The sequence below is a fragment of the Stenotrophomonas sp. STEN018 genome, from assembly GCF_056760235.1.
This window is the reverse complement of the sequence record NZ_JBRREK010000010.1, coordinates 1-25,550: the sequence shown is the minus strand read 5'-3', so window position 1 is coordinate 25,550 and position 25,550 is coordinate 1. Positions and strand designations below refer to the sequence as shown.

General features: G+C 63.8%; 18 protein-coding genes. 6 read left to right on the top strand and 12 right to left on the bottom strand.

From position 1 onward, the window contains the following. Positions 1 to 115: 115 nt before the first annotated feature. Positions 116 to 1,783: a DNA repair protein RecN gene (recN, locus tag ACVOMB_RS05765; protein ID WP_481530308.1), complete on the bottom strand. Its 1,668-nt coding sequence runs from the start codon at positions 1,781 to 1,783 to the stop codon at positions 116 to 118. Positions 1,784 to 1,968: 185 nt separating this feature from the next. On the opposite strand from recN, the gene grpE reads away from it, so the two are divergent. The 5 genes from grpE to ACVOMB_RS05740 all read left to right on the top strand — a co-directional run bounded on the left by grpE (position 1,969) and on the right by ACVOMB_RS05740 (position 8,090). Next, on the top strand, positions 1,969 to 2,484 hold the full coding sequence (grpE, locus tag ACVOMB_RS05760; RefSeq protein WP_481530307.1) for a nucleotide exchange factor GrpE: 516 nt from the start codon (positions 1,969 to 1,971) through the stop codon (positions 2,482 to 2,484). Between the two features lie 145 nt (positions 2,485 to 2,629). After that, on the top strand, positions 2,630 to 4,546 hold the full coding sequence (dnaK, locus tag ACVOMB_RS05755; RefSeq protein WP_481530306.1) for a molecular chaperone DnaK: 1,917 nt from the start codon (positions 2,630 to 2,632) through the stop codon (positions 4,544 to 4,546). A 133-nt stretch (positions 4,547 to 4,679) separates the two neighbouring features. Beyond that, complete coding sequence (dnaJ, locus tag ACVOMB_RS05750; protein WP_481530305.1) at positions 4,680 to 5,804, top strand: molecular chaperone DnaJ; 1,125 nt, start codon at positions 4,680 to 4,682, stop codon at positions 5,802 to 5,804. Positions 5,805 to 6,069: 265 nt separating this feature from the next. Further along, positions 6,070 to 6,978 (top strand): pyridoxal kinase, encoded by a 909-nt coding sequence (pdxY, locus tag ACVOMB_RS05745; RefSeq protein WP_481530304.1) that lies wholly within the window; start codon positions 6,070 to 6,072, stop codon positions 6,976 to 6,978. Then, complete coding sequence (locus ACVOMB_RS05740) at positions 6,975 to 8,090, top strand: prephenate dehydrogenase (protein WP_481530303.1); 1,116 nt, start codon at positions 6,975 to 6,977, stop codon at positions 8,088 to 8,090. Before pdxY ends, ACVOMB_RS05740 begins: the two co-directional genes overlap by 4 nt. A gap of 562 nt (positions 8,091 to 8,652) precedes the next feature. On the opposite strand, the gene ACVOMB_RS05735 is transcribed toward ACVOMB_RS05740, so the two are convergent. The 5 genes from ACVOMB_RS05735 to ACVOMB_RS05715 form a co-directional block, all read right to left on the bottom strand. Beyond that, positions 8,653 to 8,865, bottom strand: a complete 213-nt coding sequence (locus tag ACVOMB_RS05735) for a hypothetical protein (RefSeq protein ID WP_481530302.1) — start codon at positions 8,863 to 8,865, stop codon at positions 8,653 to 8,655. A 99-nt stretch (positions 8,866 to 8,964) separates the two neighbouring features. After that, the gene (locus ACVOMB_RS05730) at positions 8,965 to 10,734 is read right to left on the bottom strand and encodes an ABC transporter transmembrane domain-containing protein (protein WP_481530301.1); all 1,770 of its coding nucleotides are present in this window, start codon (positions 10,732 to 10,734) and stop codon (positions 8,965 to 8,967) included. Further along, positions 10,727 to 11,323, bottom strand: coding sequence for an IMPACT family protein (locus ACVOMB_RS05725; RefSeq protein ID WP_481530300.1), 597 nt, complete (start codon positions 11,321 to 11,323; stop codon positions 10,727 to 10,729). Before ACVOMB_RS05725 ends, ACVOMB_RS05730 begins: the two co-directional genes overlap by 8 nt. Before the next feature lie 46 nt (positions 11,324 to 11,369). Beyond that, positions 11,370 to 12,425, bottom strand: a complete 1,056-nt coding sequence (locus ACVOMB_RS05720) for a hypothetical protein (RefSeq protein ID WP_481530299.1) — start codon at positions 12,423 to 12,425, stop codon at positions 11,370 to 11,372. After that, positions 12,422 to 12,979, bottom strand: coding sequence for an RNA polymerase sigma factor (locus ACVOMB_RS05715; RefSeq protein ID WP_481530298.1), 558 nt, complete (start codon positions 12,977 to 12,979; stop codon positions 12,422 to 12,424). Before ACVOMB_RS05715 ends, ACVOMB_RS05720 begins: the two co-directional genes overlap by 4 nt. Before the next feature lie 153 nt (positions 12,980 to 13,132). On the opposite strand from ACVOMB_RS05715, the gene ACVOMB_RS05710 reads away from it, so the two are divergent. Next, entirely contained in the window at positions 13,133 to 16,060 is a 2,928-nt protein-coding gene (locus ACVOMB_RS05710; RefSeq protein ID WP_481530297.1) for a bifunctional diguanylate cyclase/phosphodiesterase, read from the top strand. A gap of 355 nt (positions 16,061 to 16,415) precedes the next feature. Here the strand turns inward: ACVOMB_RS05710 and ACVOMB_RS05705 are convergent, their stop codons facing one another. The 6 genes from ACVOMB_RS05705 to ACVOMB_RS05680 all read right to left on the bottom strand — a co-directional run bounded on the left by ACVOMB_RS05705 (position 16,416) and on the right by ACVOMB_RS05680 (position 25,318). Next, positions 16,416 to 17,009: an LOG family protein gene (locus tag ACVOMB_RS05705; protein ID WP_481530296.1), complete on the bottom strand. Its 594-nt coding sequence runs from the start codon at positions 17,007 to 17,009 to the stop codon at positions 16,416 to 16,418. A 125-nt stretch (positions 17,010 to 17,134) separates the two neighbouring features. Further along, positions 17,135 to 18,559 carry a dihydrolipoyl dehydrogenase gene (gene lpdA, locus ACVOMB_RS05700; protein WP_481530295.1) on the bottom strand — a complete coding sequence of 475 codons (1,425 nt, stop codon included), beginning with the start codon at positions 18,557 to 18,559 and terminating at the stop codon, positions 17,135 to 17,137. Positions 18,560 to 18,688: 129 nt separating this feature from the next. After that, positions 18,689 to 19,888, bottom strand: a complete 1,200-nt coding sequence (gene sucB / locus ACVOMB_RS05695; RefSeq protein WP_481530294.1) for a dihydrolipoyllysine-residue succinyltransferase — start codon at positions 19,886 to 19,888, stop codon at positions 18,689 to 18,691. Between the two features lie 43 nt (positions 19,889 to 19,931). Further along, positions 19,932 to 22,763, bottom strand: a complete 2,832-nt coding sequence (locus ACVOMB_RS05690; protein ID WP_481530293.1) for a 2-oxoglutarate dehydrogenase E1 component — start codon at positions 22,761 to 22,763, stop codon at positions 19,932 to 19,934. 174 nt (positions 22,764 to 22,937) lie between these two features. Then, the gene (locus tag ACVOMB_RS05685) at positions 22,938 to 23,843 is read right to left on the bottom strand and encodes a GNAT family N-acetyltransferase (protein WP_481530292.1); all 906 of its coding nucleotides are present in this window, start codon (positions 23,841 to 23,843) and stop codon (positions 22,938 to 22,940) included. Next, entirely contained in the window at positions 23,840 to 25,318 is a 1,479-nt protein-coding gene (locus tag ACVOMB_RS05680) for a ribosomal protein uL16 3-hydroxylase (protein ID WP_481530291.1), read from the bottom strand. The genes ACVOMB_RS05685 and ACVOMB_RS05680 overlap by 4 nt, the downstream gene beginning before the upstream one ends. Positions 25,319 to 25,550: the final 232 nt, after the last annotated feature.

Genomic DNA, 25,550 nt, shown 5'->3' with positions numbered 1-25,550 from the left:
CCCTCTCCCGCGGGCGGGAGAGGGGCTTTAGAACCGCAGCCACAGCCACAGCCACAGCCACAGCCAAAGCCAAAGCCAAAGCCAAAGCCAAAGCCAAAGCCAAAGCCTCCCGGCGTCAGGCTTCCGTGAGCAGCTTTCGCGCCGCAGCCCGCGCTTCCTTGCTGACCTCAGCACCGCCCAGCATCCGCGCCAGCTCTTCCTCGCGGCCCTTGGCATCCAGCAGCTCAACCGCGCTCTGGGTCATGCCTTCCACCGGCGCCTTGCTCACCCGGTAGTGGGAGTGGCCCTTGGAGGCGACCTGTGGCAGATGGGTCACGCACAGCACCTGGCGGCGTTCGCCCAGGGCGCGCAGCTTCTTGCCGACGATATCGGCAATCGCGCCGCCAATACCGGAGTCCACTTCGTCGAAAACCATGGTCGGCACGGCATCCAAGCCCAGTGCGGCGACTTCGATGGCGAGGGAAATGCGCGACAACTCACCGCCCGAGGCCACCTTGCGCAGGGCGCGGGCCGGCTGGCCGGCGTTGGCGGCGACCAGGAATTCAACCCGTTCGGCGCCATTCGGGTCCGGACGCAGCTGCGCTTGCGGCTCCAGTTCGATCTGGAACTGGCCACCGCCCATGCCCAGCTCGCCGATCAGTGTGGTGGTGGTGTCCGAGAGCGAGGCGGCAGCAGCTTGGCGGCTGCTGGAAAGCGTCGCAGCCACGGCTTGCCAGCGGGCGGCGGCCTTGTCGATCTCGCCGGCCAGTTTGGCCAGGCGTTCGTCGGCGCCGCGCAGCTGCTCCAGCTCGGTTTCGAGGCGGTCGCGGGTGGTAGCGAGCTCTTCCATCGGCACGCGGTGCTTGCGGGCCAGGTCGTGCAGGCGGCTCAGCCGGCGCTCGATGTCTTCGAAGGCTTCCGGGTCGCTGTCCAAGTCGTCCTGTACCCGATCCAGCTGGGCAAGCGCTTCGTGCAACTGGATCCCGGCGGCATCCAGCATCGCGTCGACTTCGCCCAAGCGGGCGTCATGCTGGCTGACCCGGCCCAATTCGTGGCGCACCTGCTGCAACAGCGAGAGCAGGGAAGGATCGTCCTCGTCGCCATTGAGCAGGCCGCTGGCGCGCTGGCAGGCTTCGATCAGGGCGGTGGAATGGGCTTGGCGGCGGTGGCTGGCGCCCAGTGCGACGATTGCCGCTGGCTCCAGATCTTCGCGCTGCAGCTCGCCGAGCTGGTGCTCGAGAAAGCCGATTCGGTCGGACACGTCGCCTTGCTGGGACAGGGCGTCGCGCTCGTCCAGCAGCGCCTGCCATTGTGCGGCGGCGCTGCGCACGGCGCCGCGTTCGGCCTCATTGCGGGCGAAGGCATCGAGCAGGGCTAGCTGACTGGGCCGCGACAGCAGCGCCTGCTGGTCGTGCTGGCCGTGGATTTCGACCAGGAAGCCGGCCAATTCCGACAGTTGCGATACCGGGACCGGACGGCCGTTGATGAAGGCGCGGGAGCCGCCGTCGGCGCGGATCACCCGGCGCAGCTGGCATTGTTCCTCGTCGTCGAGCTCGTTGTCGCGCAGCCAGCTGCGCGCCGGGGCGTCGTCGTCCAGGCTGAATTCGGCCGACAGCTCGGCGCGGCTTGCGCCGTGGCGGACCACGCCGGAGTCGGCGCGCAGGCCGGACAGAAAGCCTAAAGCGTCCACCATCAATGACTTGCCGGCGCCGGTCTCACCGGAAACGACAGTCATGCCTGGGCCGAACTCGAGTTCGGTGGCGCGGACAACGGCAAAATCCTTGATCGATAGATGTCTGAGCATGGCTGGCAGGTCTAGGGGCCGCGCAAAGCTAGCATGCGGGCCGGGCAGGTCAATGTAGGACAGGCGATGGCCGGCCCAGATTAGGAACAATGCGTCTCATGGAGTGAGCCGGAGCCTTGAAACTTTCGGTACAGGCCCACATACGGGTCGGGGTAGGCGGCAGAACATCCGCCAAGGAACCGAAAATGAACCAAGAGCACACTGAATTCGACCCCGAGAACGCCGCCATGGGCGGTGACGACGCGCACCACGACCAGATCGAGGCGCTGCGCGCTGAGCTGGAGCAGGTCAAGGCCGAATCGCTGCGCGAACGCGCCGATCTGGAAAACCAGCGCAAGCGTGTGGCCCGCGACATCGACCAGGCCCGCAAGTTCGCCAACGAGAAGCTGCTTGGCGCATTGCTGCCGGTGTTCGACAGCCTCGATGCAGGCTTGGCTGCCGCTGGCGGCGAGCCCAATCCGTTGCGCGAAGGTATGGAGCTGACCTACAAGCAGCTGCTCAAAGTAGCCGCTGACAACGGTCTGGTCCTGCTGGACCCGGCCGGCCAGGCCTTCAATCCGGAGCATCACCAGGCCATCAGCCAGGTGCCGGCACCGGCAGGCGTGGCCCCGGGCGCGGTAGTGACCGTGTTCCAGAAAGGCTACCTGCTCAACGAGCGCCTGCTGCGGCCGGCGCTGGTTGTGGTGGCCCAGGCCGACTGATCGGCCGCGCTGGCTGGCCGCTGCCTAAATCAGGCGCGGCCGCCGGCAAACAGTGTTCCGGGGATGACTTGAATGTCATCAGGTCCTTCCCCATATCCCATTCATCCCCGGCGGCTGCCGGCAAACGAATACTCAGGAGTCCCCCATGGGCAAGATCATTGGTATCGACCTCGGCACCACCAACTCGTGCGTGGCGATCATGGACGGCGGCAAGGCCCGCGTCATTGAAAACTCGGAAGGCGATCGCACCACGCCCTCCATCGTCGCCTACACCAAGGACGGCGAAGTACTGGTGGGTGCCTCGGCCAAGCGTCAGGCCGTCACCAACCCGAAGAACACCTTCTACGCGGTGAAGCGCCTTATCGGCCGCAAGTTCACCGACGCCGAAGTGCAGAAGGACATCGCCCACGTGCCGTACGGCATCCTGGCGCATGACAACGGCGACGCATGGGTACAGACCAGCGATGCCAAGAAGATGGCACCGCAGGAAATCTCTGCCCGCGTGCTGGAAAAGATGAAGAAGACCGCCGAAGACTTCCTCGGTGAAAAGGTCACCGAAGCGGTCATCACCGTGCCGGCTTACTTCAACGACAGCCAGCGCCAGGCCACCAAGGACGCAGGCCGCATTGCCGGTCTGGACGTCAAGCGCATCATCAACGAGCCGACCGCGGCTGCCCTGGCCTATGGCCTGGACAAGGGTGACAACAAGGACCGCAAGATCGTTGTGTACGATCTGGGCGGCGGCACCTTCGACGTGTCGATCATCGAGATCGCCAACGTCGACGGCGAGAAGCAGTTCGAAGTGCTGGCCACCAACGGTGACACCTTCCTCGGCGGCGAAGATTTCGACAACCGCGTCATCGAGTACCTGGTTGAAGAGTTCCAGAAGGACCAGGGCATCGACCTGCGCAAGGATCCGTTGGCTCTGCAGCGCCTGAAGGACGCCGCTGAGCGCGCCAAGATCGAGCTGTCGACCGCGCAGCAGACCGAAGTGAACCTGCCGTACGTCACTGCAGACGCTTCTGGTCCGAAGCACCTGAACATCAAGCTGACCCGCGCCAAGCTGGAAAGCCTGGTCGAAGAGCTGATCAAGAAGTCGATCGAGCCGTGCCGCGTTGCGTTGAATGACGCCGGCCTGCGTTCGAGCGACATCAGCGAAGTGATCCTGGTCGGTGGCCAGACCCGCATGCCGAAGGTGCAGCAGGCCGTGACCGAGTTCTTCGGCAAGGAACCGCGCAAGGACGTCAACCCGGACGAAGCCGTGGCACTGGGTGCTGCGATCCAGGGCGGCGTGCTCGGCGGCGACGTCAAGGACGTGCTGCTGCTGGACGTGACCCCGCTGTCGCTGGGTATCGAGACCATGGGTGGCGTGTTCACCAAGATCATCGAGAAGAACACCACCATCCCGACCAAGGCCTCGCAGACCTTCTCGACCGCTGAGGACAACCAGTCGGCCGTGACCGTGCACGTGCTGCAGGGTGAGCGCGAGCAGGCCCGTTACAACAAGTCGCTGGCCAAGTTCGACCTGTCCGGCATCGAGCCGGCACCGCGTGGCATGCCGCAGGTTGAGGTGTCCTTCGACATCGACGCCAACGGCATCCTGCATGTGTCGGCCAAGGACAAGAAGACCAACAAGGAACAGAAGGTCGAGATCAAGGCCGGTTCGGGCCTGTCCGAGGAAGAGATCGCACGCATGGTCGCCGACGCGGAAGCCAACCGTGAAGAAGACAAGAAGTTCCAGGAGCTGGTGCAGACCCGCAACCAGGCTGACGGTCTGATCCACGCCACCCGCAGTGCCATCACCGAGCATGGCAGCAAGGTTGGCGGCGACGTGATCGGCAAGGTTGAAGCCGCACTGGCCGATCTGGAAACCGCAATGAAGGGCGACGACAAGGCGCAGATCGAAGCCAAGTCGAAGTCGCTGGAAGAAGCCGGTCAGGCGCTGTTTGCCGCCGCTTCTGCCGGTGAGCAGGGCCCGGCTGCGGGTGCCGATGCTGGCGCCCAGTCCAATGACGACGTAGTGGACGCTGAGTTCACCGAAGTCAAAGACGACAAGAAGTAAGCAAGGCCGGAGTTGTGCCTGGGGATTCGGGGTCCGGAACTGACGTTCCGGCTTCCGGATCCCCTTCCGGTATCTGCAATACCAGGCTTTCCGTCCCTGATTTTCAACCCCGATTCCAGAACCTCATGTGCCGATGAAACGCGATTATTACGAAGTACTGGGCGTAGCCCGCACCGCAACCGATGAAGAGCTGAAGAAGGCCTATCGCCGTTGCGCGATGAAGCACCACCCGGACCGCAACCCGGGCGATGCTGCCGCTGAATCCGCCTTCAAGGAGTGCAAGGAGGCGTACGAAACCCTGTCCGACGGCAATAAGCGGCGCATGTACGACGCCCACGGCCACGCTGCGTTTGAACACGGCATGGGCGGTGGTGGCGGTCCGGGCGGTCCGGACATGAACGATATTTTCGGCGACATCTTCGGCAATATCTTTGGCGGAGGTGGCGGCGGTCCGCGTCAGCCGCGTCGCGGTGCCGACATCGGCTACGTGATGGAGCTGGACCTGGAGGAAGCGGTAGCTGGCGTTGAACGCCGCATCGAGATTCCGACCCTGGCCGAGTGCGGTGATTGCGACGGCAGCGGCTCGGAAGACCGCAAGGTAGAGACCTGTAATGTCTGTGGTGGTCGCGGTCAGGTACGCGTGCAGCGCGGCATCTTCGCCATGCAGCAGGCCTGCCATAACTGTGATGGTCGCGGTCAGATCATCAGCAAGCCGTGCAAGACCTGCCACGGCAACGGTCGCATCGAAGAAGACAAGGTGTTGTCGGTGAAAGTGCCGGCAGGCGTGGACACTGGCGACCGCATCCGCCTGCAGGGCGAAGGCGAAGCCGGTCCGGCCGGTGCACCGGCCGGAGACCTGTACGTGGAAGTGCGTGTGCGCGAGCATGCGATCTTCACCCGCGATGGCGATGACCTGCATTGCGAAGTGCCGGTGCGTATCTCGCAGGCAGCGCTGGGCGATGCAATCCGTGTCGCAACCCTGGGCGGCGAAGCGGAAATCCGCATCCCGGCCGAGACCCAGACCGGCAAGCTGTTCCGCCTGCGTGGCAAGGGCGTCAAGTCGGTGCGCAGCCGTACCGAAGGCGACCTGTACTGCCGTGTCGTGGTGGAAACCCCGGTCAACCTGACGGCCGAGCAGCGCAAGTTGCTGGAGCAGTTCGAAGCTACCTTCAGCGGCGAAGAAGCGCGCAAGCATTCGCCGAAGTCGGCAACCTTCATCGACGGCGTGAAGGGCTTCTGGGAACGCATGAAGTCCTAAAGCATCACCTGTAGTGCCGAGCCATGCTCGGCAATGGCCTTACCGGGAAAATGTCACCTGTAGTGCCGAGCCATGCTCGGCATTGGCCTTACCGGTAACGCCCTGCCTACATGGATCGCTTGTAAGGCCCCTGCCGAGCATGACTCGGCACTACATGAATCAAAGCCGCAGCTTGCTGCGGCTTTGATTCGTTATGCCATCTTCCATTGGTTGCGCGCGCAAGCGTATGCAGTCGCGCCTTGTCCTGCGGACGTAGAATAGGGCGATGAACGAAGTCGACCATAGCCATCTCGTGCACGGTCGTCGGCAACGCCCGGATGGGCCGTCGCCGGTGGACGTGATTTCCGTGCAATCCCAGCTGGTCTACGGTCATGCCGGCAATAGCGCGGCGGTGCCGCCGTTGCGTGCCTTGGGCCTGCGCGTCGCCGAAATTCCCACCACGCTGCTGAGCAACGCGCCGTTCTACGAGACCCTGCGTGGCCGCGTGCTGCCTGCCGATTGGTTCGCTGAGCTGCTGTTGGGCGCAACCGAGCGTGGTCTGCCGCAGCGTGCCGGGGCCTTGGTTTCCGGTTACTTCGGTAGCGTGGCCAACGGCGCCGCGTTTGCCGATTGGCTGGACGACGTGCTGCCGCAATCGCCGCAGCTGCGTTACTGCCTGGACCCGGTGATCGGCGATACCCACACCGGCCCTTACGTGGAGCCGGGGCTGGAAAAGATCTTCATCGAACGTCTGCTGCCACATGCCTGGTTGGTCACGCCCAACGCCTTCGAGCTGGGCCGCTTGACCGGCATGCCTGCCTTGGAACAGGACGACGCCATCGCCGCTTCGCGCAAGTTGTTGGAGCGCGGGCCGGAATGGGTGATCGCACATTCGGTATCTGGCGATCCGGGCGAGCTGGTGACCTTGGCAATTGGCCGCGAACAGATCTGGCGCTGGACCTCACCGCATCTGCCGGTGGATGTGGCTGGTACCGGTGACGTGTTGATGTCGCTGCTGGTCGCCTTCCTGCTCAAGGGCCATAGCTTTGAAGACGGTGTGAGCCGCGCCATCGCCGGCGTGCATGCCGCGCTGGAAGCGACCTTGGCCACCGGTGTGGAAGAGTTCGACGTACTGGCGGCTGCACCGGCCGCGCTGGGTACGCCGTACCGTTTCCGCGCCGAGCGTTTGGCGTGAGTTTGCGTCCGGTCATCGGCATCGTCGGTAGCGGCGGTGCCTTTGGACGTTGGCTGCGTGGTTTCTTCGAATCACGTATGGGTTTGCAGGTGATCGGTCACGATCCCGTTGACGCGGACTCGCAGACGCCGGAGCAGTTGCTGGAACAGGCCGACGTGCTGCTGTTCTCTGCGCCGATCCGACATACGCCTGCGTTGATCCGTGACTACGTCCGGCAATCGGCCGGGCGTGAGCGCGGCAAGCTGTGGCTGGACGTCACCTCGATCAAGGCCGAGCCGGTCGCGGCGATGCTGGAATCACAGGCATCGGTCGCCGGCCTGCATCCGATGACTGCGCCGCCCAAGGCGCCGACCTTGAAGGGCAGGGTGATGGTGGTCTGCGAAGCGCGGTTGGATGCGCGCTGGCAGGTATGGCTGGATGAGCTGTGCATCGCCCTGCAGGCCGAATGCGTGCGCGGCACTGCCGAGCATCACGATCGGGTAATGGCGCTGGTGCAGGCGATGGTGCATGCCACCCACCTGGCCCAGGCCGGCGTGCTGCGGGAGTACGCGCCGATGCTGGGCTCGCTGAGCGAATTGATGCCGTATCGCTCGGCCGCATTTGAACTGGATGCGGCGGTGATCTCACGGATCCTGTCGTTGAATCCGGCCATCTACGAAGACATCCAGTTCGGTAATCCGCATGCCGGTGAAGTGCTGGACCACCTGTTGCAGCAGTTGCAGCAGCTGCGTGGGCTGGTGGGGCAGGGCGACGACGCTGCGCGTGCGGTGTTCCGCACGCAATACCTGGCTGAGAACAAGGCGGCGGTGGACGAGCAGACCCTGCGCGATGGCAACTACAGCTTCGAGCGGGTCGGTTATCTGCTGGCGGATCTGACCGACCAGAGCGCGATGAGCGTACATCTGCCGGAGGACCGCGCCGGTTCCTTGCGCGAGCTGCTGCATGTGTTCGAGCGGCACGGCATCAGCCTGGCTTCGATTCATTCATCGCGGACACCTGTTGGTGAAGTGCATTTCCGGATGGGGTTTGTGCAGACTTATGAACCTGAAGTGATTTCAGCCGCCAGCGACGAGATCAACAGTAGCGGCATAGGTCGTGTGCTGGAGCGATAAGTCTGCAGCGTTTGTGGGAGCGGTGTGAGCCGCGAAGCCACATCACCAGCCGAAGCCGATAGCGCATTGCAGTTGCCGAGATGCCCTCCGCGGCCGAGATCACCAGCTTCGCGGCTTACGCCGCTCCCACAAAATCCCCGCCACTTGTAGGGGCGGCGTCAGCCGCGAAGCCACATCACTGGCCGAAGCCGATAGCGCATTGCAGTTGCCGAGATGCCCTTCCCGGCCGAGATCATCAGCTTCGCGGCTTACGCCGCTCCCACAAAAAAGCCAAGGCAGCCAAAGCACCCCTCCCCAACCCTCCCCCTTTGCTACGCAAAAGGGAGGGGGTCAACTCTATCTGCGTCTCACCCGCTGCGACTTAATCCACAGCGGCGTGTGTGCAAGCATGTGGATAATCGCTTGCATCCCTTGGGGCACAAGGCTGTCAAGATGGTTGGTGAAAAATTGATCAGTCGCAGGCCGGATCGGCAAAGCGTATTCAGAATTACCCGGCCAGCCCCCAGCGGGGTCTTCCTGATGCGCGCCGGCAATGATCACGGCGCGCTGCAGAAGCAGGGAATCAGGCCCGGTAAGGCTGGTTCATCGACAGGCTGACTTCGCCATCGGCACTGAACAGGTTGCTGCCACGACGAAGCAGCGGCCGGCCGTCGGCAAGTTCATAACGCGGCGGACGGTTGGTGTTGGCTTGGGTGCTGCTCGGCTCATCAAGAAACTCGATGACGATGCAGCTTTCGCCATCGCGGGTGGTTGCAGGAAATTGTCGGAACGCCATAGCTCGCCTCCAATGCTGGGAAGGTGGCCGCAGTGCATCAGTGCGACCGCCGTGTGAGCTTGCCGCCGGCGTTGTTAGCAATGCGTTACCGCAGTGTTCTCAATCTATGAATTGCAGCCGCGCCAGCTCGGCATACAAGCCGTCCTGTGCCAAAAGTTCAGCATGCGTGCCCTGCGCGACGATCCGGCCATGATCCATCACCACGATGCGGTCGGCCTTGAGCACGGTTGCCAGGCGATGCGCGATGACCAGGGTCGTGCGCCCAGCCATCAGCCGTTCCAGTGCCTGCTGCACGGCGCGTTCGCTCTGTGCGTCCAGCGCGCTGGTGGCTTCGTCCAGCAGCAATACCGGCGCGTCCTTGAGCAGGGCGCGAGCGATCGCCACGCGCTGCTGCTGGCCACCAGACAGGCGCGCACCGCGCTCGCCAAGGTCGCTGGCATAGCCTTCCGGCAATTGCATCAGGAAGTCGTCAGCCTCGGCCGAGCGGGCGGCGGCGCGAACTTCCTCGTCGCTGGCTTCGAGCCGGCCATAGCGGATGTTGTCGGCGGCGCTGGCTGCGAACAGGGCAGGTTGCTGCGGCACCAGTGCGATGCTTTGGCGCAGTTGTGCCGGGTCCAGTTCGCGCAGATCGATGCCGTCCAGACGCAGGCTGCCACTGTCCGGGTCATGGAAACGCAGCAGCAGCGAAAGCACTGTGCTTTTGCCGGCACCTGAGGGGCCGACCAAAGCTACGGTTTCGCCCGGCGCCACGGTCAGGCTGAAATCGTCCAGTGCCGGGTGATCAGGGCGTTGCGGGTAATGGAACGACACATGCTCGAAACGGATTTCGCCGCGGACCGGTGAGGGCAGCGGCTGTGGCTGTGCGGGTGCGGTGATCTGCGGGCTCTCGGCCAGCAGTTCACCAATGCGGCCCATGCCGCCAGAGGCGCGCTGCAGCTCATTCCACACTTCGGCCAAGGCACCGACCGAACCGCCGCCGATCAAGGCGTACAGCACGAACTGGCCCAGCGTACCGGCAGTCATGCGGCCGTCGACCACGTCATGCGCGCCCGACCACAGCACCGCAACGATTGCGCCGAACACCAGCACGATGGCGATGGCGGTGACAAAAGACTGTGTGCGGATGCGGCGCTTTGCGGTGGCCACGGAGATGTCCAGCGCGGCCTCGAAGCGGCCACGTTCGTACGGCTCGCGGGCATGTGCCTGCACGGTGCGTACCGCGCCCAGTGTTTCCGAGGCCAGGGCATTGGCGTCGGCGACGCGGTCCTGGCTGGCGCGGGAGATCTTCTGCAGCTTGCGTGCGCCCAGCACGATCGGCAGCACCGCCAACGGAATGCCGATCAGCGAGTACACCGCCAGGTGCGGACTGGTGACGAACAGCATCACCATCGCGCCGACCACGGTGACACTGCTGCGCAGTGCCACCGACATGGTTGAACCGATCACGCTGCGCAGCAGTTCACTGTCGGCGGTCAGTCGCGACACCAGCTCGCCGCTGCGGGTACGGTCGTGGAAGCCAGCGTCCAGGCCGATCAGGTGTGCATAGAGTTTGCCTCGCAGGTCGGCGACGACTTTCTCACCCAGCAAAGACACAAAGAAGAAGCGCGCGGCTGTCGCCAATGCCAGCACTACGGCAACGATGAAAAGCAGCATGAAGGCGCGGTTGATCTCGCCGCCCCCGGAGAAACCATGGTCGATCATCTGCTTGACCGCCATCGGCAGGCTCAAGGTCGCCGTCGACGACACCGCCAAGGCCACCAGCCAAGCGGTGAACAGGCCGGCGTGGCGGCGCACGAACGGCCACAGGGTTTTCAGGCTGCCGAGTTTCTGCAGCTTGCGCTGTGGCGGGGTGGAAGGGGCTTCAGTCATGGTCGACGGGTTCGCTCAGGCGTAGGCGGTCGCGGGTGGCGTCGCGCAGGCGTAGTGCCAGCGCATCGATCTGATCTGCCGGCAGGCGCACATGCAGGCGCAGGCCTTCGGGCAGGAATTGTTCTTCAAGCTTTTCAGCACCGGTGGCACCGAGCAGGGTATGCACGATACCCATGTCCTCAAAGCCGCATTGCAGGATGCGCTCGGTCATCGGCACCAATGGGCTGCGCTGGGCCAGCCGCAGGCATTCGGCGGCGGTGCCGCCGTAGGCCCGGACCAGACCGCCTGCACCAAGTTTTATGCCGCCGTACCAGCGTGTAACCACGACAGCGATGCGGTCGTAACCCTGGCCATCAATTGCCGCCAGAATCGGGCGCCCGGCGGTGCCTGCCGGCTCACCATCGTCGCTGGAGCGGTAGTCATTGCCATGCCGGTAAGCCCAGCAGTTGTGGGTGGCATCAACATCCGAGACCGACTGGATGAAGGTCAGCGCCGCCGCGGCATCACTGATCGGCGCCGCCTGCGCGAGGAAGCGGCTGTGTTTGATCTCCAGTTCGTGGCTGGCGGGTGCGGCGAGAGTGTCGAGCATTGCCGTCATTCTAGTGGCAGCGCTGCAAAGCGGTAGCAGATGCAGCTCAATCCTTGAGCAGCGGCCGCAGATCGCGTGGAATGCGCGCTTCCGGGTAGTCGTGGGCAAAGCGCCGCAGGCTGGCCTTCGCACCTTCCAGATCACCGGCTTCGTGGCGTTCGCGGATGCGCTTGATCCATTGGTGGCGTGACAGCGTGGCGTCGGCCTCGATGTCCGGAGTGCTGTCGGCGGCGATGGCTTCGGCACGCTGGCGGCGCGCCTCGGCGGCCTTGCTGACGGTCTTGGCGCCGGCATGGGGAATCGGTGTGGCGCCAGAAAACGCAGGGCGCTGTGACGCTGAAAGCGCTGGCGCGGCTTCGCTGCGATAGAGGTCAGCCTGCGCGCCAGCGGTGCTGATGGTCTGCTCGGCTTGAACCGGGGCAGCCATCGGTGCCGGCGCCATCATCGGCATTGGCGGAGCGGGAGGTGCGGGCGGTGCCGGGGGTGTGGCCGGCGCGGTGGAGAAGGCGCGTGGTGATTGCCCTGCGTTGCGGGTACTGGGTTTTTCGATGACGTTCGTCTCGTCGTTGCGCGCAACATTTGCCTGAGGAGCTTGCGGCGCATCGGCACGACGTTCCTTCGCGCTTGCCACGGATTGGGCTTGCGGTGCTGCGGGTGCCGAGGCAGCGGCAGCATCCTCGGCTGACTGGTTCGGCATTGGCGCAGCAGCCGGAACAGCAGCTACCTCTGCGGCTGCCATATCGGCAGCAGGCGCGGTCACTTCGGCGTGCTGCATTGCTGGCTGAGGCGGCAGCGGGCGCAGCTGCCAGGCCAGACCAACCACCAGCACCAGTGACGCTGCCACAGCGAATGAAGACACCAGTCCGCGGCGGCGTCCCCAACCACGGTTACGCGATGCCGGGGGCAGGTTGGCTGTGGGCGCTTCGCGATGCGCAGCCCGTGTCTCTGATTGGGGTTGAGCCGGGGCCTGCGGCTTGCCCTTGGCCATGGCCAGGATCCGGGCGTCCAGCTGCGCGCTGGGTCCTGCGACATCAGCGCCCGGCCGGCCTAGTAGTCGGGCCAGCTCACGCTCTTCGGGAGTCAGCATGTCTGAGATGTTCATTCGCTCAACCTCGCGCGCAGCTTGTCCATCGCATAGCGCAGCCGCGACTTGACGGTTTCCCGGCCTACGCCGGTGATCTGCCCGATCTCCTCCAGGCTGAGTTCCTGTTCCAGTCGCAGGATCACGACTTCCTGTTGCTCCGGCGGCAACTCGGCCAGGGCCTGGCGCAGTTGCAGGCGCTGAGCTTGTTCGTCTGCCAATAGTTCCGGCGTGCAGTTGTCGGCCAGACGCGCGGTGCGCTCGTCGGCGTCTTCTGGTGCTGAAGGACGATGGCGGGCGGCCCGCCAATGGTCGTTGAGGCGGTTGTGGGCGATACGGAACAGCCAGGTGGCGAACGCCGCATCGGGCTTCCAGCCAGCGCGGGCATTGATCATCTTCTGCCAGACGTCCTGAAACAGCTCCTCGGCCAAAGGCCGGTCGCGTAGCTGGCCCAGTAGATAGTGGAACAGCCGCGCGCGATGCCGGGCGTAGAGCTCGGAGAACGCATCGCTGTCACCGTCGGCATAGGCCAACATCAGCACTTCATCGGTAGGGGTTTGGACAGCGGTATCCACCTCCCAAGCGTAGTGGCTGGCTTGGGTTCTGCCTAGCTCCACAGGAGGTATCGGCAACGCGCATTCATAATCGTGAACCGGAATCTTTTTCTGCGACGCACTGCTCTTGACCGCTGCGAAAGGTATGCTGCAGGTTCAGGGGGGAGTTCCGGGATGCCGGGACCCAGAGAGAACGGATACATGTCGTATAGCGAGCTTGACGCAAGGGTCGAAGCCCAGCGCGCCGATACATTTTCGCCGGTCACCAAAGTGGTAGCGACATTGCAGAGCTTGTTGCCTCCCGGCAGCACGGTTGCGCTGGCGTGGCGCGATGGTTTGCTGGGCAAGGGTAGCTGTAGTTTCCCGGAATCAGCCGATGGTCTGTGCCGGATGGCGCGTGACTGCCTTGCAGGCAACACCAGAGATCTTCCAGGCTCCGTCCATCTGCTGGAATGGAGTCACGACAGCGACGCGGATTACGTGCTGCTGATCGATCCCGAGGATGCATTGCCGGTTGCACGCCGCGAAGCATGGCAGGGCACGGCGCGGGTGCTGATCTGCTCGGCCATGGAACTGATGCGCCAGCGCATCCAGATAGAAGAACTGCAGCGCTCCAAACAGCTGCAGAAGGCCCTGTTCGAAATTGCCGATCTGGCCGGCGCCGATCTGGCGATGACCGAGATGATGGCGCATTTCCATCGCATCCTCGGTTCGTTGATGTACGCCGAGAACTGCTACATCGTTGAGTGCGATGAGAATCAGCAGAGCCTGGAATTCCTGTATTTCGTTGATACCCACGACAGCTATCTGCCTGACCCCGGGCGTCGCTATCGTTACGAGGAAATGCCGGCAAGTTTGACCTTCGCGGTGCTGCGCAATGGTCGGGCACTGAGCGGGCCGTCGCGTGAGCTGGCCAAGTATCTGGAGCAGCCGTACGAGGTGTCGGAAGGCGAGGAGAGTACCGACTGGCTGGGTGTGCCGATGTGGCGGGACAACCGGGTGTGCGGTGCGATCGTGGTGCAGAGTTATGTCGCCGATGCCTGTTATGGCGAGGAAGAGCTGGCGCTGCTGAACTTTGTCGCCAAGCACATTCTCACCGCGATGGATCGGCATCAGGCGCATGCGCAGCTGGAACAGCGGGTCTGGCAGCGCACCCAGGATCTGGAACACATCAACGATCACCTGCAGGGCGAGATCATCGAGCGGCGGCGCGCGGAACTGCTGCAGGCGGCGCTGTTCAACATCTCCGAGCTGGCGATGAGTGGCAAAGCCACTGGCGATTTCTATGCGCAGGTACACGAGATCATTGGCCGTCTGCTGGATGCCAGCAATTTCTACGTGGCGATGGTGACCGCGGATGCGACCGGTATCGAGTTCGTCTATTCAGTGGATCGCTTCAACCGCGAACGCGCAACCCGGATTTTCAGCGATGGCTTGACCGAGTACGCGTTGCAACGCCGCGAACCGGTGCTGCTGACACGCGTCGATATCGACACGTTGATCGCGGCTGGGACCTTGAAGGAGTTCGGCGCCAAGTCGCAGTGCTGGCTGGGCGTGCCCTTGTTCAGTGATGATGAAGTGGTGGGCGTCATCGCGGTGCAGAGCTACAACCCGGAGGTCGCGTTTACTGCCGATGATCAGCGCTTGTTGGTGTTTGTTGCCCGCGCAATCGGTAACAGCCTTGCCCGCCAGCGCGATCAACAGCGCTTGGTGCAAGCCCATGCCGACCTGGAGTTGCGGGTGACCGAGCGCACCCGTGAGCTGGGCGAGGTGAATCAGAAGCTGCTGGGACAAATCGGCGAACGCATGCGTGCCGAGCAGCGTTTGACCCACCTGGCCATGCATGACGTGCTTACCGGGCTACCCAATCGCCTGCACCTGCAGGATCGCTTGGAGCGTGCGATCGAGAACGCGGAGTTGGGTATCGCCCCGCATTTCGCCTTGCTGTTCCTCGATCTGGATCGCTTCAAGTGGGTCAACGACAGTATTGGTCATGCCGCTGGCGACCAGATGCTGGTCGAGGTTGCGCGGCGGCTGGTGGGGCTGGTGCGTGGCGAGGATGTGGTGGCGCGGCTGGGCGGCGATGAATTCGCTCTGCTTGTGCATTCCGATCGCGGCTCGAATGCAGCGATGGACCTGGGTCGGCGTCTGCTCAAGGCACTGGAGGCACCGATGTGGGTGGACGGACGCGAGCTGTTCCCGTCCGGTAGCATCGGCATCGCGGTATGGGACCCGCGCTATACCTCTGGCGCGGACCTGCTACGCGACGCGGACGCAGCGATGTACCGGGCCAAGCTCAAGGGCCAGGACCGCTGCGTGATGTTCGATGGCGCGATGCACGACGAGGCCATGCGCAGTCTGGAGCTGGAAGCGGATCTACGCCGCGCGATCAAGAAGCGCGATTTCCTACCGTATTACCAGCCCATCGTGTCCTTGCTTGATGGTCAGGTGGTCGGCCATGAGGCGCTGCTGCGCTGGCGACATGAGCGTCGCGGTGTACTGCTGCCGGGGGAGTTCTTGTCGCTCGGTGAAGAAAGCGGCTTGATCGAACAGGTGGATTGGCAGATCTACGAGCAGGTGATGCAGGACATGGCCGCTTCGGCTGTCGGCTACATTTCGGTGAACGTGTCGCCGCGGCATTTCCGTTCGGCTGAGTTTGCACCGCGTTTGCTGGGGATGCTGGACGCGGCGGGGGCCGACCCGGAGCGTCTGCGCGTGGAGATCACCGAGATGGCCTTGCTGGATGACGAGCCGCGCACCTTGCGCGCCTTGCACCAGCTGCGCGAGCGTGGCGTGGTGGTGCAGCTGGATGACTTCGGTACCGGCTATTCGGCGCTGTCCTATCTGCACCGCTTCCCGATCAGTGCGCTGAAGGTGGACCGCAGCTTTGTTGCCGGCCTGCACGATGAAGGCAGTAGCAGCACCCACACCCTGGTGCAGGGCGTGCTGTCACTTGCGCGCACGCTGGGCATCGAGACGATAGGCGAGGGCATCGAAAACGAGCGCCAACTGCAGACGCTCAAGGAGCTGGGCTGCAACTTCGGCCAGGGTTACCTGCTGGGTTACCCGGCCCCACGCGAACAGACCCTGCAGCGCGCATAAGCGCCGGCTTTTGTAGGAGCGGCGCTGGGTGGCCTCGGGCCATAAGCCGCGAAGCCGGCAATGTCTCCGCCGCGCATCGGCTGCAATTGCACGATGCATGTTGGCCGTTGCTGTTGCTTGCTTCAAAGGCCTGCGATCTGTGCAGGACACGAGCTTCGCGGCTGACGCCGCTTCCGCAACCGGTCGGTCGGGTTTTTGTGGGAGTGGCGTCAGCCGCGCAGCCGGAGTTGCTTCCGGCTGCGCATCGACTTGGATTGCACGATGCGCGTTGGTCGTTGCTAGCTTGGGGTACTGGCAAGCGGTGTTGGTACGAGCTTCGCGGCTCACGCCGCTGCTACAAAAGCGCGTTCGCGGCTCAACGCAGCGCGTTGCGCTTCTTCTCGTCGAACCACTTGTCGGCCTGGGCCGGCGAGTAGTTGCGCATCCACTCCAGCATCTGCGTCGCGTCGTCGCCGTACCACAGGTCTTCGCGCTGCTCCGGGTGCAGGAAGCGCTCGCTGACCATGGTGTCGATCATGCCGATCAGCGGCTGGTAGAAACCGTCGATATCGAGGAAGGCGCAGGGCTTGTGGCCGATGCCGAGCTGACGCCAGGTCAGCATCTCGAAGATCTCTTCGGCAGTGCCGAAGCCGCCGGGCAGGGCGACGAAGGCGTCGGACAGGTCGAACATGCGCGACTTGCGCTCATGCATGGAGCTGACGATTTCCAGCGAGGTCACGCCCTTGTGCGCGACTTCCATGTCCACCAGGTGCTGTGGGATCACGCCGGTGACTTCGCCACCCGCGGCCAGCACGCCATCGGCCACCGCGCCCATCAGGCCGGTACGGCCGCCACCATAGACCAGACGCAGGCCTTCGTTGGCGATGCGCGTGCCCAGTTCGGTGGCGCGTTCGACGTAGATGGGCTTGGCACCGGGGTTGGAGCCGCAATAGACGCAGATGGACTTCATGTGTTGTTCCTGATGGATGGGAAGAGGTGGTCGTTCTGCTGCCGATGAATGCGCATGCAGACCGGGGACTACAAAAGCAAGAAGGCTCCGCCTTGGCGGAGCCTTCAGGTCACAGGCCGGGGAGCTTAGTTGGCCTTGTGGATGGCGCGCTTGCTGACCGCCATCGCCGCGTCGTGTACTGCTTCGGACAGCGACGGGTGGGCGTGGCAGATGCGGGCCAGGTCATCGGACGAGCCGTTGAACTCCATGGTCAGCACACCTTCGTGCACCAGCTCGGAGACATTGGCACCGACCAGGTGCATACCAAGTACGCGGTCGGTTTCGGCGTGTGCCAGCACCTTGACGAAGCCAGCCGGCTCCACCATGGCAACAGCACGGCCGTTGGCGGCGAACGGGAAGCTGCCAGCCTTGTACGGGATGCCCTCGGCCTTGAGCTGGGCTTCGGTCTTGCCGACCCATGCCAGTTCCGGCTCGGTGTAGATGACCCACGGGATGGTGTCGAAGTTGACGTGGCCCGGCAGGCCAGCAATCAGCTCAGCCACGGCGACGCCTTCTTCAAAGCCCTTGTGGGCCAGCATCGGGCCGCGTACGCAGTCGCCCACTGCCCACACGCCGTCAACGCCGGTGTGGCAATGGTCGTCGACCACGATCTGGCCGCGCTCGTTGATCTGCACGCCGGTGCCATCGGCCAACAGGCCCTTGCTGGCAGCGCGACGGCCGACGGCCACCAGCAGCTTGTCGACGGTCAGGCTCTTCTCGCCTTCGGCATCGGTGTAGCTGACGATGACTTCTTCGCCCTTGATCTCGGTCTTGGAGACCTTGGCGTTGAGCAGGATGTTCAGGCCCTGCTTCTTGAATTCCTTGGCGGCAACCTTGGCGACTTCAGCATCGGCAGCGGCCAGGAATTCCGGCAGTGCTTCCAGGATGGTGACGTCCGAACCCAGGCGCTTCCACACGCTGCCCAGTTCCAGGCCGATCACACCGGCGCCGATCACGGCCAGGCGCTTGGGCACTTCGGTGAAGTCCAGCGCGCCGACGTTGTCGACGATGTGCTTGCCGTCAAACTTGGCGAACGGCAGTTCGATCGAATCCGAACCGGCGGCGATGATGACGTTGGTGCCCTTGAGCTCGACTTCCGAGCCGTCGTGCTGCTTGACCTTGACCACGTTGCCGGCCTGCAGCTGGCCGAAGCCGTAGTAGGTGGCAACCTTGTTGGCCTTGAACAACTGGGCGATGCCGCCGGTGAACTGCTTCACGATGGCGTCCTTGCGGCCGACCATCTTGTTCACGTCGATCTTGGCGTCGTTGAAGCTGATGCCGTGCTGATCGAAGATGTGGCCCATGTTCCAGTACTGGCGCGAGGAGTCCAGCAGCGCCTTGGACGGGATGCAGCCCACGCGCAGGCAGGTGCCACCCAGTGCCGGCTTGCCGTCCTTGCCCAGCGCTGCATCGATGCAGGCGGTCTTCAGGCCCAGCTGTGCGGCGCGGATGGCAGCGTGGTAGCCGGCCGGACCAGCACCGATGACGACGACGTCGAATTGTTCAGCCATTTGAGATTCCTTGTTGCCTGTCCCTTCTCCCGCCGGGAGAAGGTGGCGCGTAGCGCCGGATGAGGGTGCGGGTGAGGCTTGCCCTCACCCCAACCCCTCTCCCGCGAGCGGGAGAGGGGCTCAGAGCAATTACAGACCGAACAGCATGCGGCCCGGGTTTTCCAGCTGGTTCTTGATGTCCACCAGGAACTGCACCGAATCCTTGCCGTCGATGATGCGGTGGTCATAGGACATGGCCAGGTACATCATCGGGGCGATCACGACCTGGCCGTTCTCGGCGATCGGACGGTCCTTGATGGCGTGCATGCCGAGGATGGCGCTCTGCGGCGGGTTGACGATCGGGGTCGACATCAGCGAGCCGAAGGTACCGCCGTTGGTCACGGTGAAGGTGCCGCCCTGCAGTTCTTCCAGCGACAGCTTGCCGTCACGGGCCTTCTTGGCGTAGTCGGCGATGGCCTTCTCGATGTCGGCGAACGACATGCGCTCGACGTTGCGCAGCACCGGGGTCACCAGACCCTTCTCGGTCGACACGGCGATCGAGATGTCCGAGTAGCCGTGATAGATGATGTCGTCACCATCGATCGAGGCATTGACCAGCGGGAAGCGCTGCAGTGCGTTGGCGGCAGCCTTGACGAAGAAGCTCATGAAGCCGAGCTTGATGCCGTGGGCCTTGACGAACTCTTCCTGCAGTTCCTTGCGCGCAGCCGAAACCTTGGACAGGTTGACTTCGTTGAAGGTGGTCAGCATGGCGGTCGAGTTCTTCGACTGCATCAGACGCTCGGCAATGCGCTTGCGCATACGGGTCATCGGCACGCGTTCTTCCGGACGTGCACCGCCGGCCTTGCCGACGCCACCGTTGCGGGCGAAGTTGACGATGTCTTCCTTGGTCACGGCGCCATGACGGCCGGTGCCGGACACGTCAGCCGGGTTCACGCCTTCGGTGATGGCCGAGAAGCGGGCGCCCGGGGGCAGGCCGTCGGCAGCCGACTTGGCAGCCGGGGCCGGTGCAGCGGCAGCAGCCGGAGCGGCGGCGACCGGGGCAGCAGCCTTCGGTGCTTCAGCAGCAGCGGCCGGAGCGGCAGCGGCAACCGCGCCTTCCTCGATGATCGCCAGCAGCTGGCTCGAGGTGACGGTGTCGCCTTCCTGGAACTTGATTTCCTTCAGCACGCCATCAACCGGCGCCGGTACTTCCAACACGACCTTGTCGGTTTCCAGGTCGAGCAGGTTCTCATCACGCTTGACCGCATCACCAACCTTCTTGTGCCAGGTGGCGATGGTGGCGTCGGAGACGGATTCGGGCAGTACCGGTACTTTGACTTCGGTGGCCATTTGGCTGATTTCCTGGTTTCGTTATTCTTGTGGAAAAGGGGGCTTATTCGGCGTAGTTGTCGTCGATCTTGTTGACCAGCGCGTCGGCGAGCAGCTGTGCGAGTTCGCGCAGGTGATCGGACATGTGGCCAACAGCAGGCGACGGAGAACGCGGACGACCGGCATAGTGCAGTGCCTGGCCATCGGCCACGCATGCCTGCAGGTGGTGCTTGATCTGGTACCACGCACCCTGATTCATCGGCTCTTCCTGGCACCACACAACGTCGGTGGCCTTGCCGTACTTCTTCAGTTCGGCAGCCAGTGCAGTGCGCGGGAACGGATAGAGCTGTTCGACGCGCAGCAGTGCAACGTCATCCTGGCCACGCTTGGTCACGTCTTCCAGCAGGTCGTAGTAGACCTTGCCCGAGCAGACAACCACGCGCTTGACCTTCTTGACGTCCGCGGTGGCGTCGCCGATCAGGTGCTGGAACTCGCCATTGGCCATTTCGTCCAGGCTGGACACGGCCAGCTTGTGACGCAGCAGCGACTTGGGCGACATGACGACCAGCGGCTTGCGGGTAGCCATGCGCATCTGTCGACGAAGCATGTGGAATGCCTGCGCCGGGGTCGACGGCACGCAGACCAGCATGTTCTCCAGCGCACACAACTGCAGGAAGCGCTCAAGGCGCGCCGAGCTGTGTTCCGGGCCTTGCCCTTCATAACCGTGCGGCAGCAGCAGGGTCAAGCCGGAGATGCGGCCCCACTTTGCTTCGCCGGAGGCGATGAACTGATCGATCACCACCTGGGCGCCGTTGGCGAAGTCGCCGAACTGGCCTTCCCAGATGCACAAGGTGTTCGGATCGGTGGTGGAGAAGCCGTACTCGAACGCCATCACGGCTTCTTCGCTGAGCAGCGAATCGATGATGGTGGCCTGTTCCGGCGACTCGACCAGCTGACGCAGCGGCAGATAGTAGTTGTCGGTCTTCTGGTCGTGCAGGATCGCGTGGCGGTGGGTGAAGGTGCCGCGGCCCACGTCCTGGCCAACCAGGCGCAGTGCGTTGCCTTCGTCCAGCAGCGTTGCGTAGGCCAGGTTTTCGGCAAAGCCCCAGTCACCGAGGATTTCACCGGCGGCCATCTTGCGGCGGTCGTCGTACACCTTGGCAACGCGCGAATGCACTTCCACGCCTTCCGGAATGGTGTTGATCATGGTGGCCAGCTGGGTCAGCTTGCCCATCTCGACCTTGGTGCTGACCGGATCGGACAGCTTGCCCGACAGGTACTTGGACCAGTCCACGTACATCTTGCTGGTGGCCGGGGTTTTTTCGACCTTGGCCAGCTCGGTGGTGACTTCACCGGAGTCCAGCTTGTTGCGGTAAGCGTCGACCATGTCCTTGCCGGCGCCGGCAGCGATGACGCCTGCGGCTTCCAGCTGCTCTGCGTAGAGCTCGCGGGTGGTCTTGTGCTTGCGGATCACCTGGTACATCAGCGGCTGGGTGATCGCCGGTTCATCGGCTTCGTTGTGACCCCAGCGGCGGTAGCAGACCAGGTCGATCACGACGTCCTTGTTGAACTGCTGGCGGAAGTCATAAGCCAGCTTGGCCGCGAACACCACGGCTTCGGGATCGTCGCCGTTCACATGCAGGACCGGTGCGGCGACCATCTTGGCGATGTCGGTGCAGTACAGGGTCGAGCGCGAGTCGTCGCGGTTGGAGGTGGTGAAGCCCACCTGGTTGTTGATGACGATGTGCACGGTGCCGCCGACCGCGAAACCGCGGGCCTGCGACATCTGGAACAGCTCCATCACCACGCCCTGGCCGGCGAATGCAGCGTCGCCGTGGATCAGGACCGGCATCACCTGCTTGCGTGCGGTGTCGTTGCGGCGTTCCTGGCGCGAGCGCACCGAGCCAACAACCACCGGATCGGCGATTTCGAGGTGGGACGGGTTGAAGGCCAGGGCCAGATGCACCGGGCCGCCATCGCTGGCGACGTCGGCCGAGAAGCCCATGTGGTACTTCACGTCACCGGCAACGGCGCGGTCGTCGTGCTCGAACTTGCCTTCGAACTCGTCGAACAGCTTGCGCGGGTTCTTGCCGAGGGTGTTGACCAGCACGTTCAGACGGCCGCGGTGGGCCATGCCGATGATCACGTCCTTGACGCCTTCCTTGCCGGCGTCACGGATGATGGTATCCATCATCGGGATCAGCGAGTCGCCGCCTTCCAGCGAGAAGCGCTTCTGGCCGACGTACTTGGTGTGCAGGTAACGCTCGAGGCCTTCGGCAGCGGTCAGGCGCTCCAGGGTGCGACGCTTGGTGTCGGCATCCAGGTTGTAGTTGCCACCGGCGGTTTCGAGGCGCTGGTAGAGCCACTGGCGCTGCTCGACTTCGGCGATATACATGAACTCTGCGCCGATCGAGCCGGCATAGGTCGCCTTCAGGCGCGCAAGCAGATCACGCAGCTTCATTCGCGGCTGGCCGCCAACACCGCCGGTGCTGAACTCGTCGTTGAGATCGGCATCGCTGAGGTGGTGGAAGGGCAGGCCCAGGTCCGGCGGGTTGACCGGCGGGGTCAGGCCCAGCGGATCGAGGTTGGCGCCGAGGTGGCCACGCGAACGGTAGGCGGTGATCAGACGGCCGACGTTGCGCTCGCGCTCGTCACCGGAACCGGCGTTGCCGCCGACCTTGCCAGCGTTCTTTGCGGCTTCGGTGATGTGTGCGATGGCGGCAGAGTGCGGCACATCGCCAGCTTCGCGGCCTTTGAAGCCGTCAAAGTAGGACTTCCACTTGGGGTCCACACTGTCCGGGGAGACGAGGTACTGTTCGTACAGGTCCTCGACATAGGAGGCGTTGCCGCCGGCGAGCTGCGATGATTGCGCAAACTGCTTCAGTAGATTGTCCACGATGGAGAGTCGGATTCACTTGTGGGGTAGTTCTGGGAACCGGCGGACCTGCTACAGCGTCCCGCGCGGGCGTGTTCTAACCACGAAATTATACCCCTCACTGGACAGGAAGGGGCATCTACACTGTCCCGCGCATTAATACCTGACTGCGGCTTGTCCTGCCCCGGTCAGTGCTCAGACACCTAGTACGCGCAGCCCGTTGCAATCACGTGAACGCTCCCAGATGCGCTTGAACAGCGCTTCCTGCTGCTGCGCGCGGGCGGGGCTGTCCAGCGACAGTTCGCCTTCGACGCGGGCTCCCATTGGACGAAAGTAGCAGTCACCCTGATCGTTGCTGATGGCGGCCGAGACCACTTCGCAGTCCAGCGGGTCCACCGGCTCACGTAGCTGAAACACACTGGGCAGGCGCTGCACCAGCGCGACGAAGGCGGCGGGCAGGGCGGGCAGGTCGGCTTCGTGCAGCAGCACCTTGACCTGTTTGTCATGGCGCGCGGTGGCAAAACGGCGCAGGGTGTTCAGCACCAATGGCTGGCCGAGCAGGGCGTCATTGCCACGCAGTTGCAGGTGCAGGTGACGGCGTGCGGCGTGGATCACGGCTGCGGTTGCGGCGCGGGCCTGATCCGGGTCCTGCACCCGCATTGCCCCGTCCAGACGCCGGCGCATGGTCTGGTGACCGATGCCGGCCTCTTCAAATTCAACACCTTCCGGCAGAAAGCCATTGCAGGCGTAGAAGTCGCGGGCATGCAGCTGGGCGTGCAAGCTGACCTCGCCCCAGCCGCGTTTGCGGGCAGCGGCCAATAGCGCATTCAGTAGAGATTGGCCCACGCCTTTACCGCGCCAGGCGGCAAGTACCGCCATGCGGCCGATGCGCTGATCCGGGGTAAGGCGGGCGGCACCGATGGCTTGGCCATGCTCATCCAGCGCCAGTGCGTGGTCGCTGAGCGGATCCAGTGCATCTATCTCCAGCTCGGCCGGGACGTTCTGCTCGCTGACAAATACGGTATGACGCACGCCGTGCAGCAAGGTCTGCTGCACGGCGTAGTCGGCGATCTCTACATGGAAGATCGCGGTTTGACTCATGCCGACGGTGTTTCCGCGTCGTCTTCGTCTTCTTCCTCGCCGTCGTCGCAGATCACCACGACTTCGACACCTTCCTCGTTGACCAGGACGGTCTCGATGCTGGCAACGGACGGCTCGCCTTCACTGGCCTCGCTGTACTCGATGACTTCGATCTCGACTTCCGGGGCATCAGCCTCGTCATCGAAGTCCTCGTCCTCGAAATCTTCCTCGGCCACGTCTTCCATGGCTTCCAGCGCATCCTGTTCGGCGAGCATGGCGGCAATGGTTTCCACGTCCAGCAACTGGTAATGGCCGCCGACGATCAGTTCCATCAGCGCATCACGGCCCTTGTTGCCGAGCTTGTTGAACAGGGCGATATCGATCTGTTCGGTACCGGCCAAGGTCTGCGCGTCCTTGATCGACAGCTGGAAGGCAAGGCCGGAGCAGTACAGCGAGGCGCCACGGGTGGCGCGGCGCCAGGCCAGGCGGGCCCACGGGTGACGCTCAAGTACGCCGCCGTTTTCCAGCTCAGCGGTCACTTCTTCCGGCGACGGCGGTGCCTGCGAGGGCAGGATGTCGCCAGCGGCGCGGTAGGTGGTGATGAAACGGCCGAACCAGTTGCCGAGGCGATCCGGGTCGTTCATGCGCAGCGCATTGAGTGCAGCGACCACACGCTTCATCGCGGCGGCATCGATCTCGTTCGGGTCTTCCGGCAGCTTCAGGTCCGGGTCCTGGAAACGGATCGATTCGTCGGCATCGGCGACCAGATCGTCCAGATAATCGCTGATCAGCTCGGCCGAGGACGGCGCACGCATGCCGAACGAGAAGGTCAGGCAGGGGTTCACGGCAACGCCGTTGTGCGGCACGTTCGGCGGCAGGTACAGCATGTCGCCCGGGCCCAGCACCCAATCATGGGTTGCCTTGAACTTCTTCAGCAGCTTCAGTTCCACGTCGGGGCGGAACTCCAGCGACGGGCGCTTGCCCTTGGTCGACTCGCTGGCATCGATCTGCCAGCGGCGCTGGCCATGGGCCTGCAGCAGGAACACGTCGTACTGGTCGACATGGGCGCCAACCGAACCGCCGGTGGCGGCAAAGCTGATCATCACATCGTCCATGCGCCAGCGCGGCAGGAAGTTGAAGTAGGAGGTCAGGGCGCGCACTTCCGGGTCCCACTTGTCCACGTCCTGCACCAGCAGGGTCCAGTCGTGGTCGGGCATGCCGGGGAAGTCTTCTTCCTGGAACGGGCCGGTACGCAGCTCCCAGCCATCGGTGGCCCGGTCATGGCTGACGATGCGTGCCAGCGCACCTTCTTCACAGGCCAGGCCGGCGAGGTCTTCAGGCAGCACCGGGGTTTCGAAATTCGGGAAGGCGGCGCGGATCAAAAGCGGGCGCTTCTGCCAGTAATCGCGCAGGAAGGTGGCCGGGCTCATGCCCAGCGGCAGGCCGGGCTTGGCCTGGACTTCGATCGGATAGGTCTTTTGCTTGCGTGCAGCCATGGGGGGTCCTTTGCAACGGAGGTCGAACAGGGGCGCGGATAGCGCGCAGACCTCCATTGTCCCCTTGTTGGCGGCAATGCGCACCGTAGGCGACTGATCTGGATCAAATTCAGCAGAGAAAATGCACCCGTAGTGCCGAGCCATGCTCGGCAGGGGGTCTTACCAGCAATGCAAATGTAGTGCCGAGCCATGCTCGGCAAGACGCCTTACCGGGAAAGCCTCTGCCGAGCAT

What these genes read in the sequence shown, in the direction of transcription:
- ACVOMB_RS05685 (WP_481530292.1), bottom strand. Translation starts at nt 23,843, where the DNA reads ATGAGTCAAACCGCGATCTTCCATGTAGAGATCGCCGACTACGCCGTG.
- dnaJ (WP_481530305.1), top strand. Translation starts at nt 4,680, where the DNA reads ATGAAACGCGATTATTACGAAGTACTGGGCGTAGCCCGCACCGCAACC.
- ACVOMB_RS05725 (WP_481530300.1), bottom strand. Translation starts at nt 11,323, where the DNA reads ATGCTCGACACTCTCGCCGCACCCGCCAGCCACGAACTGGAGATCAAA.
- ACVOMB_RS05730 (WP_481530301.1), bottom strand. Translation starts at nt 10,734, where the DNA reads ATGACTGAAGCCCCTTCCACCCCGCCACAGCGCAAGCTGCAGAAACTC.
- ACVOMB_RS05710 (WP_481530297.1), top strand. Translation starts at nt 13,133, where the DNA reads ATGCCGGGACCCAGAGAGAACGGATACATGTCGTATAGCGAGCTTGAC.
- ACVOMB_RS05735 (WP_481530302.1), bottom strand. Translation starts at nt 8,865, where the DNA reads ATGGCGTTCCGACAATTTCCTGCAACCACCCGCGATGGCGAAAGCTGC.
- recN (WP_481530308.1), bottom strand. Translation starts at nt 1,783, where the DNA reads ATGCTCAGACATCTATCGATCAAGGATTTTGCCGTTGTCCGCGCCACC.
- pdxY (WP_481530304.1), top strand. Translation starts at nt 6,070, where the DNA reads ATGAACGAAGTCGACCATAGCCATCTCGTGCACGGTCGTCGGCAACGC.
- grpE (WP_481530307.1), top strand. Translation starts at nt 1,969, where the DNA reads ATGAACCAAGAGCACACTGAATTCGACCCCGAGAACGCCGCCATGGGC.
- dnaK (WP_481530306.1), top strand. Translation starts at nt 2,630, where the DNA reads ATGGGCAAGATCATTGGTATCGACCTCGGCACCACCAACTCGTGCGTG.
- ACVOMB_RS05720 (WP_481530299.1), bottom strand. Translation starts at nt 12,425, where the DNA reads ATGAACATCTCAGACATGCTGACTCCCGAAGAGCGTGAGCTGGCCCGA.
- sucB (WP_481530294.1), bottom strand. Translation starts at nt 19,888, where the DNA reads ATGGCCACCGAAGTCAAAGTACCGGTACTGCCCGAATCCGTCTCCGAC.
- lpdA (WP_481530295.1), bottom strand. Translation starts at nt 18,559, where the DNA reads ATGGCTGAACAATTCGACGTCGTCGTCATCGGTGCTGGTCCGGCCGGC.
- ACVOMB_RS05705 (WP_481530296.1), bottom strand. Translation starts at nt 17,009, where the DNA reads ATGAAGTCCATCTGCGTCTATTGCGGCTCCAACCCCGGTGCCAAGCCC.
- ACVOMB_RS05680 (WP_481530291.1), bottom strand. Translation starts at nt 25,318, where the DNA reads ATGGCTGCACGCAAGCAAAAGACCTATCCGATCGAAGTCCAGGCCAAG.